Origin of the sequence: Embleya sp. NPDC059213 (genome assembly GCF_042754445.1) — a bacterium.
GTDB lineage: Bacteria > Actinomycetota > Actinomycetes > Streptomycetales > Streptomycetaceae > Embleya.
The window spans coordinates 1-16669 of sequence record NZ_JBHZAV010000060.1 but is presented as its reverse complement, the minus strand read 5'-3'; the positions used below and the strand labels follow the sequence as shown (position 1 = coordinate 16669).

Here is a 16669-nt window from a genome sequence, read left to right as displayed (position 1 = left end):
CATTGTGGGGCGGCGGACGAGCACCGCCGCCCCACACCGGGGTCAGGGTCGCAACCCCGGGCCCACCTCCAGCTTCGCCGTCAGCGGCAGCTCGGCGCTGGAGCCGCCGATCCGCAGGGTGTAGCCGCCGGGCTCGGTCTCGCGGCGGCCGGATTCCGCCGACCAGTGCTCGAAGGCACGTGCCGGGATGGTGAGTTCGACGGTCACCTCGGCGCCGGCCGGTGCGCTCGCCCAGGTGTGGCCGGCCAGCCACAACACAGGGCGCTCCACCATGCCGTCGGCGCGGCTCAGGTATGCCTGGACCAGGTGCCGGCCCGGACGTGGGCCGGTGTTGCGGATCCGTACCCGGGCCACGAAGTCGGCGCCGGAGGCGACCGTTTCCACCCAGAGGTGTTCCCACGTCGTCCAGCCCAGGCCGTGGCCGAACGGGTAGGCCGGCGTCACGCCCGCCCGCAGCCAGCCGCGATAGCCGATGTGGATGCCCTCGGCGTAGTCGAGCCGGCCCGCGACCGGAGTGGTGGACAACACCGCCGGATCGTCCTCGTGCGCGGGCCAGGTCATCGGCAGCCGCCCGCCGGGCTCGCGGTGCCCGAGCAGTACGTCCGCCAGCGCCGCGCCGAACTCCTGGCCGGGGAACCAGGAGACCAGGATCGCCGCGACGTCCGCTCGCCACGGCAACAACACCGGCGAGCCGCTGTTGACCACCACCACCGTGTTCGGGTTGACCGCCGCGACCCGGCGGATCAACTCGTCCTGCCGGCCGGGCAGGGACAGGTGCGAGCGGTCACGGCCCTCGCTGTCGCTCTCCTCGGTGCTGCCCACCACGACGACCGCGACCTCGGCCTGCGCCGCCAGGGCGACCGCGTGGTCGAGTTCGGCGTCCTCGTGCACCACCGGCCGGTCCACACCCAGGACGAACCCGGTGCCGGGACGCTCCGCCGCGAAGTCGTGGCGCAGGTGCAGCTCGACCTCCCGATCGGCGGCCAGGTCCAGCACGGCCCATCGCTCGGGCGGGGTGAGGATGCCGCCGAGCGGGTCCTCGGTCACCAGGTCGTCGTCCACGAGCGGGACACCGTCCGCGAGCAGCCGGAACCGGCCCACGCCGGCCACCCCGATCCGGTGCGGCCCGTCGACGCGAGCTCGGAGCACGCCGACCGCCTCGATCGCGACGGCCCGCGCGACGATCGGGTCGTCCAGCCACAACAGTCGCCCGCCGCCGCGCAGTTCCTCGTGCAGCAGCTCGCCGTCGGGGCCGATGAAGCGCACCCGCAGGCCGGGCTCGCCGGTCTTGGGGTCGTGCACGTCGGCGCCGGTGACCGCGGGCAGCCGGTGCCGGATGCGCGCGCCGACGGCGTGGGTGACCTCCACGTCGGGCCCCAGCGCCGCCCGCAGCCCGGCGAGCGGGCTGATCGCGTACGGCGGGATCACCGTCGCGCTGCCCCCGCCCTGGATCCGGGCGACCTCGGCATTGGGACCGAGCACCGCGACCCGGCGCAGCGTATCGGGGGTCAGGGGCAGCGCCGTCCCGGTGTCGCGCAACAACACCATGCCCGCCGCGGCGGCCTCGCGCAGCAGCGCGGCGGCATCCGGCGCCGGTCGCGGGGGCGCGGGCGGCACGAGGGCGCCCAGCGCGCCGACGCGGGCCGCGAGCAGCAGCAGTCGGCGCACCTTGCGCTCGATCGCCTCCGCCGGCACCAGGCCCGCGCGCACCGCGGCCACCAGCGCCGCGCCCCACGGCTGGTCCGGTCCCGGTCCCGGCATCGCCAGGTCCAGTTCGGCCCGCCCGGCACCCTCGGTGGAGCGGGTCGCGAACCAGTCCGAGACGACCAGTCCGTCGAAGCCCCACTCGGTGCGCAACGGCGTCTCCAGCAACGGACTTTCCGTCATCGTGACGCCGTCCACGCTGTTGTACGCGGCCATCAGCGCCCAGACCCCGCCCGCCCGCACGATCTCCTCGAACGGGGCGAGGTGAACCTCGTGCAGCGCGCGCTCGGACATCCGCACGTCGACCGAATACCGTTCGGTCTCCGAGTCGTTCGCGGTGTAGTGCTTGACGGTGGCCGCGACACCGCCGGCCTGGATGCCGCGGACCAGCGCCGCGCCGACCCGACCGGACAGGAGCGGTTCCTCCGAGTAGCACTCGAAGTGCCGGCCGGCGTACGGGCTGCGCTGAAGGTTGACGGTCGGGCCGAGTACGACGTCGACCTGCTTGCGGCGGGCCTCGATCGCGAGCAGCGCGCCGAGCCGCTCGACCAGACTTTCGTCCCACGAGGCGGCGAGCGCGGTCGGACAGGGCAACGACGCGGACGGCTCGCGCTCGTCGAAGCGCTCACCCCGCACGCCTGCCGGGCCGTCGCACAGCACCATCTCGCGCAGTTCGATGGCGGGTTCGGCGGCGGTTCGCCAGAATCCGGACCCGGTGAGCAGGCGGACCCTGGCTTCGAGATCGAGGCGGGCCAGGGCCGCCTCGACGAGTTCGAGGGTGTGGGCGTCCGGCGCCCCGGGTTGGTGCGGGGGTGGGGGTATGCGGGTGGTTTCGAGCGGCTCGAAGGCGCCGGACGCCTCTTCGGCCGAGGACGGGGGAAGGGTGCGGTCATCATGACCGTTGGCCTGCGACACGCGGGGCACACTACATTCAATACATTCCAGGTGGAATGCTTTCACGAGGGGAGCCGAACGGATGTCGGATCGCACGGGGGCACGCGGCCCGTACGCGCGCGGTGTCGCACGGCGGCAGGAAATCGTGCACGCGGCGCTGGAGGTGTTCGCCACGCGCGGCTACGACGCGGTCTCGCTGCGCGAGATCGCCGCCCAGGTGGGCCTGTCCCATACCGGCCTGCGGCACCACTTCGCGTCCAAGGAAGAGCTGCTCACCGCGGTACTGCGCTACAAGGACGAGCTGACGCTGACCCCGGACGAGCAGGTGGACGTCTCCGGCATCGCCTGGGTGCGGGCCAGCCGGGACGTGGTCGCGCTCAATGCCCGGCAACCACTGCTGATCCGGCTGTTCGCGACGTTGTCCGTGCAGGCCACCGACCCCGCGCATCCGGCCCACACGTACTTCGTCGAGCGCTACCGGATCGCGCGCGAGATCGCCGCCGGGCACCTCGCGCGGGCCCGGGACGACGGCGACATCGCCGCCGACGTGGACGCCGAGCACTGCGCCGAGCTGATGCTGGCCGCGATGGACGGCCTCCAGGTGCAGTGGCTGCTCGAACCCGACCGGGTGGACATGGTGGCCGCGTACGGACAGTTCCTGGATCGTTTCCTCGCCGTGCTCGCCGTTCCGCTGCCCTCGGGACGGCGGAACGGCGAAGCGGCGAACGGAAGCTGAGCCTGCGTCAGCCCGCCCGGCCGATCTCGTGCCGGCCGGCGGGGTAGGACCGGCCGGCGTGCACGAACGGCACCGGGCTGTGCACGTTCAGCAGCGTCGGCGTCACCGTCACCTCGATGAGACCCGCCGGGCAGGGCACCGCGCCCGAGGCCCGGCTCAACTCTCCGAGTGCGGGCTCGATCCGGGCCACCGCGAAGCCCGGTTCGGCCGGCTCGACCCCGAGCACGCGCGTCATCAGGTCGCGGGTGGGCGTCGAGGACCAACCATGGCTGATCGTGCCGCCGTACCAGGTCTCGCTCCACGAGGTCTCGCTGCGGGCGAGCAGCGCCGCCCAGTCCAGACACAGGCCGGCGATCAGGTCGGCCCGGCCCGCTCGGGCCAGCGCGTCGTGCACCACGTAGCGGAAGAACGGCTGGGCGCGCACCACCGCGTGACCGGTGTCCCACCACGGCTTCGGCGGCCCGGCCCGCAGGTGCGCCCCGCCGACCTCGGTGTTCGAGCCGGGCTCGGCGGGGCCGTCCGGAGCGCTGAACGCGGCGTGTACCAGGTTCTCTTCGGCGGTGAGCACGGTCACCAGGCGCTCGATCCGCTCGGCCGGCACCAGGCCGCCCACGATCGCCGCCGCCTGGCCGTGCTGGGAGGCCATCGGGCGGCGCTCGCCGTCCGCGATCGAGTCCGCGTAGCGCTCCCGCTCGGGATCCCACAGCCGCTCGAAGCCGAGCACGAGCCGGGCATGCGCGGCCCGTGCCCAGTCCGCCCGGTTTCGATCGCCGAGCCAGTCGGCCAGTTCGGCGAACTCCAGCAGGGCCCGACCCCACAGCCCGCACAGCGCCGCCGAGACGCCCTCGGTGTGCACGGCCGACCAGTCGATGATCACCCAGCCGAAGACGTCGGTGGGCAGGCCGGTGTCGTCCAGGAACGGCACGAACCAGCGCAGCACCCGCTCGGCCACCGGGAGCAACTCGGCGATCTCCTCGCGATCGCCGACGTAGCGGTACAGGTTCCACACCGAGTGCACCCAGTGCAGCGCCCAGTCCGGGATCACCGTGAAGTCGGCCCACTCGGCGTCGCCGGCCACCGCCATCGGCAACATCCCGTCCGAGCGCGGCGACGCGGCCAGCCGGGGATGCCAGCGGGCCAGCCGCCAGTCGGAGTTGGTGGTCAGGTCGACCATCTGGTGCACCACCGCGTCGCCGGTCCAGGCCCGCTGCTCGCGGGTGGGGCAGTCGACGTAGGCGTCCGCCGAGCACAGCGTCACGGTGCGGCGTCCGACCCGCCAGATCTGTTCCAGGCGCGGATCCGAGCAGGCGAACCACGCGTCGCCGGTGACCGGGTAGGTGCGTTCGCGGACCGCCACGCGGTGCACGGTGACGCCGTCCGGGGCCTCGACCAGGACGCCGCGCAGGCCGTAGGAGTCGAACGACTCCAGGGCGCGACGGGTGCCGTCGACGGTCACCGCCAGGCTCGCGTCGTGCTCGCCGGGCGCGGGCCGCCCGTTCGGGTCGACGAACTCGGCGGTGCGAACCAGGACCTCGGCGCCGGCCGGGCCGTGCGCGTCGACGACCACGGTGCCGGAGAGCACCTGCTCCGCCGTGTAGGCGCCGGCCGGGCCCGGGGTCAGCACCGTCTCGCGTGGTTGCGGCCAGGTGATCGGCCGGCCGCCGAACGGGCCGCCGGGGTAGCTGGGCGGCTCGGGCCGACCCGGCTCGCCGGTGGTCATCGCGCGCCGCAGCACCGCCGCCGGCCAACCGGGATCGTGGTCGGGGTGTTGCCAATCGGCGGGCAGCGCACGGGCGTTCAGCAGCTCGCGACCGCGCCCGGAGATGGTGCCGCCGCCGGGGGTCGCGGTCCACCCGGCCAGGACCCGGGCCTGCCAGTGCTCGCCGGTGACGAACCACGCGTCCGGGCCGAGCCGGGCCTCGAGCACGAACGCGCCGTGCACCAGGTCGTTGGCGAACGGCGACGGCGGCAACCACCACGGATTGGGCCCGTCGTAGACCCAGGCCAGCGCGGTCACCACGTTGGTGCCCGGGCGCAGGTGGGCGGCCAGATCGAGATCGTCGTACGGCCGCAGGCGCGGATTCGCGCGCACCGGCCCGCGGGCCACCTCGACCCCGTTCACGGCCAGCGTGTACCCGGACAACGCGACCACGCGCGTGGGCACCCGCTCGGGCACCCGGTCGAGATCGAGCACGGCCCGCAACGCGACGGTATGCCGCCCCTGCGGGCCACCCGCCGCGTCGGCCCAGATCCACCGGGCCCGCCATCGGCCGGGTGGAAAGTCGGTACTGACGATCACGCGATCATTCCTTCGTGTCGAACTGAAAATTCCGGCCGCCGAACCAGGCGCCGAAACCGGACGAAATCCGGCCGGGCCGATGCCGACGCCGAACCACGTACCGAAGCCGGGCGAAAGGCCCGGACCATCCGGCAGCAATATGGAGTAGATGCATCCAAGTCGGGCAATCCGTGGCCCGGCCGGCGTTCGGGTCACCTCGGCCGAAGGCCGGGTCCGCTCGGCCGGTTCGGCGCTTGAGCACACAACCGCCCGGCGTTTGCCGGCAACCCGCCCGGCTACCGGGCCAGGTGCTCGCGGACCGCCGCCAACCACGCTTGCGGCCGCTCGGTCTGCGGACTGTGCTTGGCCCCCGCGACGACCCGAAGCTCCGCGCCCCGGATGCCCGTGGCGAACTGCTCCGCCGCGCCCCGCAGTCGCCGATCGTGTTCGCCGACGACGACGGTGACCGGGCAGGAGATCTCGGCCAGCCGGCCGACCAGCGACGGATACGTGCCCAGCGCCTGCGCGCACCCGACGAACGCGGCCGGGTCCATCCCGGTGATCGCGCGTGTCTGCCGCTCGCGGCGGGCCAGGTCCTCTGCCGTGGCCCCCGCCGGAGGGCGGGAGAACGGCTTGAGCAAGGTCAGCAGCGGCGCCAGGCCGAACCTGCCGACCACCGCGTTCATGCCCCCGGAGAGCACCCGAAGCAGCGGCGTGGAGGTGGGCTCGGCGGCGGTGTCCATCAGCACGAGCGAGCGCACCCGGTCCGGATGGGCCAGCGTGTACCGCAGCGCCAGCACGCCGCCCATCGAGTGCCCGAGCAGATCGATCGGCTCGGGCAACACCCGCTCGACGAACCCCTCCAGGTCGGCGGAGAGGTGATCGAAGGTGTAGGCGGCTCGGTCGGCGAACTTGGTGCTGTCACCGTGTCCGCGATGGTCGTAGGCCAGGACCCGGCGATCCCGCGCCAGCAGTGGCGCGACACCGTCCCAGTCGGCCAGGCTGCCGGCGAATCCGTGCAGCAGGAGCAGCGGTGCCGGGCCCGGCTCGGGCGCGGCGGAGGGCAGGTCGCAGTAGCGCAGATCCGCCCCGGAAAAGGGTGGTCGAGGGGTGTCGGAGTGATGCGATTCGGCCTCGCCGCGGGTACCGCCGGCGAGGAGTCGGGATGATGCCGTCCACGAAAGCCTTCCATCTGGCATGTATTCGATGTTAGCGTCCCGCCGTCGTGATGTGACACACAAATCCCCCCGGATTCCTCGGGGCCAAGGCCCCCCGGCCGCCATTCCCACCCCGGATCCGCTACCGGACGTCGGCACACCCGACGCTCTCGGCGACCGAACCACCCGTGATCCACTGCTTCCTTCGAAGGACAGGTGAGCCCCTGTGTTGCTCCGAGGAGACGGACCCGCTCCGGCGCGACGTATCGCAATAGGCGTCCTGCTCGCCACCTTCGGCCTGACCGCTTCGGTCGGCTGTTCGGTCGAGAAGAAATCGGACGACAAGAAGCCCGCCGGCCCGGCCGCGGCCCCGAGCGGCCCCGCCCGCGGCGTCACCGACACCACCGTCAAGCTCGGCGTCGCCGCCACCGACCCGGCCCAGCTCAAGGCCTTCGGCGTGCCCAGCGAGGGCCCGGCGAGCAAGGACCTGTACGCCGCCTGGATCGCCGCGCAGAACAAGCGCGGCGGCGTCCAGGGGCGCACCATCGAACTCGCCTTCCGCCCGTTCCTGCCCACCGGCCCGGCCGAGGCGCAGGCCGCGTGCGTGGAGCTGAGCGAGGACAAGAAGGTGTTCCTGGCCATCGGCATCCTCACCGGGGACACCCCGCTGTGCTTCACCGAGACGCACGGCACGCCGTACCTGGGCCAGTGGGGCCAGTCCGCCGAGCGGGACCGCCGCTCCAAGGCGCCGTTCGTCGCGCTGGAGATGGCCGACGACCGGCAACGGGCCGCCGCCGTTCAGGCATTGCTCGACCAGAAGTTGCTCCAGGGCAAGAAGGTCGCGCTGTACTGGGAGGCGCAGGACGCGGCGGTGACCAAGAACACCGTCAAACCGCTGCTGGACGCGGCCGGCGTCGACATCGTCGTGCAGACCCCGCTCGACGACTACGGCACCGACCAGGCCGCCGGTGACCAGGCGTTGGACACGCTGGTGCAGAAGATGCGCTCGGCCGGTGCCGACACGATCCTCAACACGTCCAACTTCTCCAACCTGATGATCGCGCTGCAACGCGCGAACTGGCTGCCCGAGCAGGTCTACGCGACCTCGGCGCAGGCGCTGAGCCCGGCGGTGGTCAAGACCACCGGGATCAAGCCCGCGACGATGCAGAAGGTGACGGTGGCCGCGCCGTACATCCCGACCAAGGCGGAACTGCTCGCCGATCCTGCGGTCACGGCGTGCGTGGACGAGTACAACGCCGGCGGCGGCGAGCGCTTCGACGCCCCGGCGGCGAGCCGGGAGGCGCTGAGCGCGGTGGCCAACTCGTGCGCCTCGTTCCGGTTGTTCGTCCAGGCCGCCGACGCCGCCGGTCGCGACCTCACGGCCGCGTCCTGGCAGCGCGGCGCCGAGTCGCTGACCAAGCTCTCGCTGCCCGGCATGCCGCTCGCCTCGCTCGCCCCCGGCAAGCACAGCGCCGGCGACGCGGTGGGTGTGTACCGCTGGGACACGACGCAGAACCAGATGCTCCCGGCGGGACCGCCGATCTCCGCCGCGAAGTGACGGCAGCCGGCTCACCCGACACCACGTGAGGGCAGCCGACCCACCCGACACCACGTGACGGCAGCCGACTCACACGACACGAAGTGACGGCACGCGAACCACAAGAAAGGCCGATCACCTATGGACGGCGGCACCGCCGCACCTCAGCGGGACGACACCGCGGGCGAGCCGGGCAACCTGGCGGACCTCGCCGGCGCGATCCTGGACGAATCACCGCGGCCGGCCGGGCGCACCTCGCGCCGCGGCCGGACGTCGCCGCCGGCCACACCCGGCCCGACCACCGTCGCCGACACCGCCGTCCCCGGTGTCGGCGACGGAGCCCGCCCGGCGGCCGGGAAACCGGCCGCCGAGCAATCGACCCTGCGTCAGGGGCTGCGCCGGGGCGGCACGTCCGTGTTCACGGTGCTGCTGATCCTGACCGCGCTCGACGAACTCGAAGGCGCCGCGCTCGCGGTGCTGGCCCCCGACATCCGGGACAGCCTGGGCGTGGGCAACGGCACCATCGTCTTCCTCGGCGTCGCCGCGGGCGCGTTCACCGTGCTCGGCGCGGTGCCGATGGGCTGGATCGCGGACCGCTGCCGGCGTGGTCCGGTGATCGGCATCTCCACCGCGTTCTTCGCCGTGATGGTGTTCCTGTCCGGCTTCGCGACGAACGCGTTCATGTTCTTCTGGACCCGGTTCGGCGCGGGTGTGGCCAAGTCCAACAGCGGTCCCGTGCAGGGGTCGTTGTTGGCCGACACCTATCCGATCGGGATCCGCGGCCGACTCGGCGCCTCGATCGGCGTGTCCGGCCGGCTCTGCGCGGTGCTCAGCCCGCTGGTGGTCGGCGGCATCGCGGCGGCGGTCGGCGGACCGGACGGCTGGCGCTGGGCGTACTACCTGCTCGGCCTGCCGGTGGTGATCTTCGCCGCGTTCGCCTTCTTCCTGCCCGAACCCCCGCGCGGGCAATGGGAGAAGAAGGACACGCTCGGCGAGGTGATCGAGGACGAGAACCCGCCGCCGATCTCGATCGAGGCGGCGTTCGCCCGGCTGGGCCGGATCCGCACGCTCAAGACGGTGATCCTCGCGTTCGCCGCGATGGGCTTCGGCCTGTTCACCACACCGGTGTTGGGCAACCTGTTCCTGGAACAGGAATACGGCCTGGACGCGTTCGACCGGGGCCTGGTGGGCACCGCCGGCGGTATCGGCGGACTCGTGGTGCTGCCGTTCATCGGCCGCTACTACGACCGGCGCTTCCGCGAGGACCCGGCGCAGGCGTTGCGGCTGATCGGGTTGTTGATCGTGCCCTCGGCGTTGTTCGCGCCGCTTCAGTACTTCTCGCCCAACGCGGTGCTCTACACCGTCTTCGGGGTGCCGCAGATCGTGCTGCTGTCCTGTGCGTTCGCGCTGATGGGACCGCTGATGCAGACGATCGTGCCGTATCGACTGCGCGGCCTGGGCACCGCGATGGCGTCCATCTACGTGTTCTTCATCGGCGCCACCGGCGGCGGCCTGGTCTCCGCGCCGCTGATCGACAGCTTCGGCCCGCGCACCGCGGTGCTGATCACGCTGGTGCCGACCACCGTGATCGGCGGCCTGCTGATCATGCGCGGTGCCGGCTACGTGCGCGACGACCTCGCGCTGATCGAGGCGGAACTGCACGAGGAATACCAGGAGCACGAGCGCCGGCAGGCCCGACCGGATCAGGTCCCGGTGCTCCAGCTCAACCACGTGGACTTCTCCTACGGTCAGGTCCAGGTGCTGTTCGACGTCGGTTTCGAGGTACGCCGCGGCGAGGTGTTGGCCCTGCTCGGCACCAACGGCGCGGGCAAATCGACCATCCTGCGCACGATCGCGGGCCTGGCCACGCCCGAACGCGGGGTGATCCGGCTGGGTGGCCGTACGGTCACCTTCGTCGCCCCCGAGCAGCGGGTCCGGCTGGGCATCGTGTCGTTGGCGGGCGGTGCGGGCGTGTTCCCCGGGATGAGCGTGCGGGAGAACCTGGAGATGGGCGCGTACATCCACCGCGCCGATCCCGAGCAGGTGCGGACCCGGATCGAGCGTTCGCTGGGGCTGTTCCCGCAGTTGGTCGAACGGGCCGACGAGCCGGCCTCGGCCCTGTCCGGTGGGCAGCAGCAGATGTTGGCGCTGGCCATGGCGATGTTGCACGACCCCGAGGTGCTGCTGATCGACGAACTCTCGCTCGGCCTGGCGCCGGCGATGGTGGCCGAACTGCTCGCGGTGATCGAGCGGTTGAAGGCCGAGGGCCTCGCGATGATCGTGGTCGAGCAGTCGCTGAACGTGGCGATGTCGATCGCGGATCGGGCGATCTTCCTGGAGAAGGGCCGGATCCGGTTCGAGGGGGCGGCGGCCGACCTGGCCGAACGCGACTTCGTCCGGGCGGTGTTCCTGGGCGGCGACGCGGAGGCCGGTGATCCGGACGGCGCCGCCGGCGGCGGTGCGGTCGTGGAACCGGCCGATCCGGCCGATCCCATCGATCCGACGGGCCCCATCGATCCGACCGACCCCGCCGATTCGGCAGACCCCACGGATTCGGCCGGAAAGGTTGCCGACCATGGCTGACCTGATGACTCGCCAGATCGCCTTCGACGGCCTGGTCAACGGCCTCGCGATCGGCCTGATCGCGCTGGGCATCGTGCTGGTGTACCGGTCCAGCCGGGTGATCAACTTCGCGGTCGGCAACCTCGGGGTGATCGGCGCGGCGCTGCTGCCGCTCGCGGTGATCAACTACGGTGTGCCGTTCTGGGCGGCGCTGATCGGCGCCCTCCTGGTCGGCACGCTCGCCGGCACCATCGTCGAACTCGCGGTGATCCGCCGGTTGTTCCACTCGGCCCGGGTGACCGTACTGATCGCCACCATCGGCGTCGCGCAGGCCTGCGTGGCGGCGGTGCGCGCGCTGCCCGACGTGGACGGCGCGGTCCGGGCGAGCTACCCGGTGGCGATCACCGAACAGTGGGAGATCGCCGGAGTCCGGGTGACCGGCGCCCAGGTCTGTGTCCTGGTCGTGGTCCCGCTCGTGGCCGGCGCGCTGACCTGGTTCCTCGGCCGCACCACCCAGGGCCGCGCGGTCACCGCGTCCGCCGAGAACCCCAACCTGGCCCGTACGGTCGGGATCAGCCCCAAGATCGTGTCCACCGTGGTCTGGACCCTGGCCGGCCTGCTCTCCACCCTCGCGATGATCCTGATCGCCGGCCAGTCCGGCCGGGTCTCCGCCACCGCCGACCTGGGCCCGAACACGATGGTCCGGGCGATGGCCGCCGCGGTCATCGCGGGTCTGACCTCGTTCCGCTGGTCGATGCTGGCCGGGGTGGTGATCGGGGTGCTCCAGGCGGCCGTTCGATTCAACTTCGTCGAACAGACCGGTCTGGTCGACTTCCTGCTGCTGTGTGCGGTGGTCACCGCGGTGTGGGTGCGCGCCCGGCGCGACGCCCGTACGGACGGTCGCGGCGACGTGCGCGCCTTCGCCACCGGCCCGCGCCCGGCCCCGATCCCGGAACGACTGCGCGGCGTGTGGTGGATCCGGCACCTGAACCGACTCGCCCTGGTGCTACCGCTCCTGGTCGCGGTGCTGCTGCCGCTGGTGGTCACCCAGGCATCGCGGCACCTGCTCTACGGCACCATCCTGGCGTTCGCGATCTGCGCCTGCTCGCTCACCGTGCTCACCGGCTGGGCCGGCCAACTCTCGCTCGGCCAGATGGCGTTCGCCGGTCTGGGCGCGCTGACCACGGCCGCGCTCACCCGGGGCCTCTCGATCGACATCGGCGCAGACCGTACGATCGCCTTCCAGGCCCTGCCGTTCGCGCTCTCCGCGCTGATCGCCGCACTGGTCACGGCCGCGCTGGCGGCGATCGTCGGCGCCGGCGCGCTGCGGGTGGACGGCATGCTGCTCGCGGTCAGCACCTTCGCACTCGGCGTCGCGGCGGCCGGCTACCTCTACCGGCGGCCGTTCCTCACCGACGGCAACGCGTCCTCGGTGCCGCTGCCCCGAGGGGACCTGTTCGGCCTCGACCTGTCCGACGAACGCACCTACTACTACGTGCTGTTGGTCGTGTTGATCGTGGTGCTGGCGCTGATCGCCCGGCTGCGCGCACACGGCACCGGGCGGCGCACCATCGCGGTCCGCGACAATCCGGAGGCGGCCGCCGCCTGTACCGTCGCGCCGCTGCGCACCAAGGTCACCGCGTTCGCGCTGTCCGGGGCGATCGCCGGCCTCGGCGGCGCGCTGCTCGCGGGCAGCGTGCAGAGCGTGCCGCTGACCGAACGGTTCTTCCAGGTCTCGGATTCGCTGACCCTGGTCGCGATCGTGGTGATCGGCGGCCTGGGTTCCACCGTCGGCCCGGTGATCGGGTCGGTGTGGGTGGTCGGACTGCCCGCCTTCTTCCCCGGCAACTCGCTCGTGCCGATCTTCGCCTCCAGCATCGGACTGCTGGTCCTGCTGCTGTACTTCCCGGGCGGACTGACCCAGATCGCGAACGCGGCACGCGCGGCGCTGCTGCGCTGGGCCGAAGGGCGGTTGCCGGCGGAGCCCGAGCCGTCGACGTCCGCGCCGAAACCGGAACGTCCTCTACGAGTTCGCGAGCGCACCCAGACACCGACGGCCTCGGCCGACGCTCCGGTGCTGCGCACCCGCGAGGTGTCGGTGCGCTACGGCGGCAACACGGCGGTGGACTCCGTGTCGATCCAGGTGCGCCCCGGCGAGATCCTCGGCCTGATCGGCACCAACGGCGCGGGCAAGTCCACCCTGCTCAACGCGATCGGCGGATTCGCACCGGCCACCGGCACCGTCGAACTGCTCGGACAGGACGTCTCGCGCCGGGCCCCGGCCAAGCGAGCCGCCCTCGGCCTGGGGCGCACCTTCCAGGCGGCCCGCCTGTTCCCCGAACTCACGGTGCGGGAGACGGTGTTGGTCGCACTGGAGGCGCGCCGCCGGTCCGGCCTGCTGTCCACCGCGCTGCTCCTGCCCGCCGCCACGCGCGCCGAACGCCACCGCCGGACCGAGGCCGCCGACCTGATCGACCTGGTCGGCTTGGGCCGCTACGCGGACACCCCCGTCGCGCAACTGTCCACCGGCACCCGGCGGATCGTCGAACTGGCCAACCTGATCGCACTGGACGCGCGGGTGTTGTGCCTGGACGAGCCGACCGCCGGTGTCGCACAACGCGAGACCGAGGCCCTGGGCCCGCTGTTGTTGCGGCTGCGCCGGGAACTGGACGCCGCGATGATCGTGATCGAGCACGACATGCCGTTCATGATGTCGATCAGCGACCGGCTGTACTGCCTGGGCGCCGGGCGGGTGATCAGCGAGGGCACACCGGAACAGGTGCGCACCGACCCGGCCGTGATCGCCGGCTACCTCGGCACCGACACCCGCGCGATCGACCGGTCGGGTGCGGCCACGGCGGCCGTCCGCGACACCCAAACGTCATCCGGGGCCGAGTCCGGCTCCGGCTCCGGCCCGGGCTCCGGGGGCGGCCCCGAGTCCGCCCCCGCCCGCTCGCACCCCATGCCCGACCCCGTGATGGAGAGCTGACCCATGCCCCTGGACCCGCCGATTCAGCGCATCATCGACCTGTTGGCCGCCCACCGCGACACCAACGAGCCGCCCGGCACCCTGGAGGAGCGGCGCAAGCTCGCGAACGCGACCATGCGACTGGCGTTCACCGGCCGGCCCGACGACGTCACCGCCACCGATCACCTGGTGCCGGTCGCGGACGGCGAGATCACCGTACGCATCCTGCGACCGGCCGGACTGCCCGCCGCCGCACCGGTGTTCTACTTCATCCACGGTGGCGGCTGGTTCCAGGGCGACCTGGACACCGCCGAGGTCGAACTCGGGCCGATCACCTCGACGGTGCCGTGCGCGGTGGCCCTGGTCGACTACCGCCTCGCCCCCGAACATCCCTATCCGGTACCGCTGGAGGACTGTGTCGCGGGATACGCGTGGTTGCACGCCAACCACGCCGAACTCGGCCTGGACCCCGAACGCGTCGTCGTCGGCGGGTGCAGCGCGGGCGGCAACCTGGCCGCCGCGCTGTGCCTGATCGCCCGCGACCGGGAACTGCCGATGCCGCGCGCCCAGTTGCTCGACGTCCCGTGCCTGGACCTGACCGAAATGGACACCGACGGCGACCCCGAGTCGATCCTCGACTTCGGCGGCCTGACGCCCGAGGCGTGCAACGAGTTCTTCGGCCTCTACCTGGCCGGGGTCACCGACCCGCGCGATCCCAGGGTCTCGCCGATGTTCGAGCCCGACCTGAGCGGACTGCCGCCGGCCGTGATCACCGTCGCCGAATACGACCCGGTCCGTGACCAGGGCGAACGCTACCTGACCCGGCTGCACGAAGCCGGCGTCCCGGGCGCGGCCTTCCGGGTGCTGGCCCACCTGCACGGCGGCTGGGTCATTCCCGGCACCGTCACCCACGCCCTCGTCGGCGACCTCCGCGCCGCCTCCGTGCGGCGCGCCCTCAGCGGGACGCTCGCGCCCTGACCGGGACATTCACGTCCCCTCCGGACCCGAAGCGACCCACGCACAGGTCCCATCCCTCCCTTTCCCTGCCATCCCATCCGTCCCTTCCATCCCTTTCCGTTCCTCCCGACGCACGTTGCGCCACCGTCCCCTTGTCTTGCGTGATCCTTGGAGGTCAGGGTGTCCGTCCACATACCCGTCCATATCCCCCGACAGAGAACAGCACGCAGAGCGGCCCGCCGACGCATCGGCGTGGCCCTCGCCTCGACCCTCGCCCTGCTCGCCGCGCTGTTCGGCGCGGTCCCGGCGAGTTCGACCACCGCCGCCGCGACACCGCTCGTGCAGGGCAGCGTCGCGCAGTACGGCATCGCCAAGCAGCAGAACCTGCCGGTCACCATGTCCGACGGCACGGTCCTGCGGGTCGACGTCTACACCCCGGCCACCGCCGGCACCACCACGCCCGCCACCGGCTCGTTCCCGGTGCTGCTGACCCAGACCCCGTACGGCAAGGGCTCCACCGAGGCCGAGCTGTCCTGGTTCGTGCAGCGCGGCTACATCGCGATCGCCGCGGACGTGCGCGGCACCGGCACCTCCAACGGCTCGTGGTCGCCGTGGGCGCCCAAGGAGGGCCAGGACGGCGCCGAACTCGTGGCCTGGGCGGCCCAGGTGCCGCACTCCGACGGCAAGGTCGGCCTCACCGGCGGCTCCTACGCCGGCATCAACCAGATCATGACCGCCTCGTCCATCGGCCCGAACTCGCCGATCAAGGCGATCTTCCCGCTGGTGGCCGGCAACGACCTCTACCGTGAACTGGCCACGATGGGCGGCATCCCCGATGCCGAGTTCATGTCCTTCTGGCTGACCTACACCGGCATCTCGCACATGACCGCGCCGCTGGCCGAGGCACTGCGCGAGGGCTCGACGCAAAACATCCTGGACACCCTGGCCCTGGAGCTGCAACACCTGGGCGGTGTCGCCTCGGCCAACCTGCCGATCCTGACCGGCCTGCTCGGCGGTGGCGAACAGGCCTACGACGGTTCGTTCTGGCAGCAGCGCCGACCGGCGGACATGCTCGCGAACGTGGTCGCCAACGGCGTGCCCGCGTTCCTGGTCGGCGGTTGGTACGACCTGTTCCAGCGCGGCGCGTTGATGAACTACGCCGGTCTGCAGAACGCCTGGGCGGGCCGCCCGGTGGGCGCGCCGATGATCGCCGGCCAGCCGGTCACCGACCGCTACCAGCTCCTGATGGGCCCGTGGTACCACGACCCGCGTCAGGACCCGACCCTGGACCTGCCGGCCCTACAACTGCGCTGGTACGACAAGTGGTTGAAGGGCATCGACACCGGCATCACCGGTGGCGCCAACCCGCTGCACGTCAAGGAACTGGGCAGCAACCGCTGGCTGGACACCCGCAACTACCCCTTCACCGGCGCCGACCCCACCCGCCTCTACCTGGACAAGGGCCGCACCGGCAGCGCCTCGGCCTCCACGAACGACGGCCTGCTCACCCCGACCGCGCCCACCGGCAACAACAGCGAGTGGATCAGCTGGACCGCCAACAACAGCCCGTGCACCCGCTCGACCGCACAGTGGCTCGGCGGCTTCATCAAGGATCCCGCCTGCACCGACAGCAACACGGCGCGCGAGACCGGCCCGGGCTCGCTCGTCTACACCACCGCCCCGCTGACCGAGACCAAGGTGCTCGCCGGCCCGATCGGCGCGACCTTGTACGCGCAGTCCAACACCCCCGAGACGCACTGGGTGGTCACCGTCACCGACGTGGCCCCCGACGGCTCCTCGGTCCCGCTCAGCTCCGGCTCCCTGGCGGGCTCGCACCGCGCCCTGGACCCGGCGCGCACCTGGTACGCCCCCGACG

The 16669-nt window shown here is 72.3% G+C and carries 9 protein-coding genes; 6 read left to right on the top strand and 3 right to left on the bottom strand.

All coding sequences use genetic code 11. From position 1 onward, the window contains the following. Positions 1-42 precede the first annotated feature (42 nt). Positions 43-2619 carry a beta-glucosidase gene (locus ACFXMF_RS22605; RefSeq protein ID WP_379987998.1) on the bottom strand — a complete coding sequence of 859 codons (2577 nt, stop codon included), beginning with the start codon at positions 2617-2619 and terminating at the stop codon, positions 43-45. A gap of 61 nt (positions 2620-2680) precedes the next feature. On the opposite strand from ACFXMF_RS22605, the gene ACFXMF_RS22600 reads away from it, so the two are divergent. Continuing rightward, positions 2681-3334: a TetR family transcriptional regulator gene (locus tag ACFXMF_RS22600; protein ID WP_379987997.1), complete on the top strand. Its 654-nt coding sequence runs from the start codon at positions 2681-2683 to the stop codon at positions 3332-3334. A 7-nt stretch (positions 3335-3341) separates the two neighbouring features. Here the strand turns inward: ACFXMF_RS22600 and ACFXMF_RS22595 are convergent, their stop codons facing one another. Both ACFXMF_RS22595 and ACFXMF_RS22590 read right to left on the bottom strand, forming a co-directional pair. Beyond that, complete coding sequence (locus ACFXMF_RS22595; protein ID WP_379987996.1) at positions 3342-5633, bottom strand: hypothetical protein; 2292 nt, start codon at positions 5631-5633, stop codon at positions 3342-3344. 275 nt (positions 5634-5908) lie between these two features. Then, a complete protein-coding gene (locus tag ACFXMF_RS22590) occupies positions 5909-6811 on the bottom strand; it encodes an alpha/beta fold hydrolase (RefSeq protein WP_379987995.1) in 903 nt (300 codons plus the stop codon). 184 nt (positions 6812-6995) lie between these two features. Between ACFXMF_RS22590 and ACFXMF_RS22585 the strand changes: the two genes are divergently transcribed. The 5 genes from ACFXMF_RS22585 to ACFXMF_RS22565 form a co-directional block, all read left to right on the top strand. After that, the gene (locus tag ACFXMF_RS22585; RefSeq protein WP_360322871.1) at positions 6996-8327 is read left to right on the top strand and encodes an ABC transporter substrate-binding protein; all 1332 of its coding nucleotides are present in this window, start codon (positions 6996-6998) and stop codon (positions 8325-8327) included. Between the two features lie 120 nt (positions 8328-8447). Next, positions 8448-10889 carry an MFS transporter gene (locus tag ACFXMF_RS22580; RefSeq protein WP_360322873.1) on the top strand — a complete coding sequence of 814 codons (2442 nt, stop codon included), beginning with the start codon at positions 8448-8450 and terminating at the stop codon, positions 10887-10889. Then, a complete protein-coding gene (locus ACFXMF_RS22575) occupies positions 10882-13857 on the top strand; it encodes an ATP-binding cassette domain-containing protein (RefSeq protein WP_379992208.1) in 2976 nt (991 codons plus the stop codon). Before ACFXMF_RS22580 ends, ACFXMF_RS22575 begins: the two co-directional genes overlap by 8 nt. 3 nt (positions 13858-13860) lie before the next feature. After that, positions 13861-14814, top strand: coding sequence for an alpha/beta hydrolase (locus ACFXMF_RS22570; protein WP_360322877.1), 954 nt, complete (start codon positions 13861-13863; stop codon positions 14812-14814). A 231-nt stretch (positions 14815-15045) separates the two neighbouring features. Next, on the top strand, positions 15046-16669 hold a 1624-nt coding region (locus ACFXMF_RS22565), incomplete at its 3' end, for a CocE/NonD family hydrolase (protein WP_380020741.1).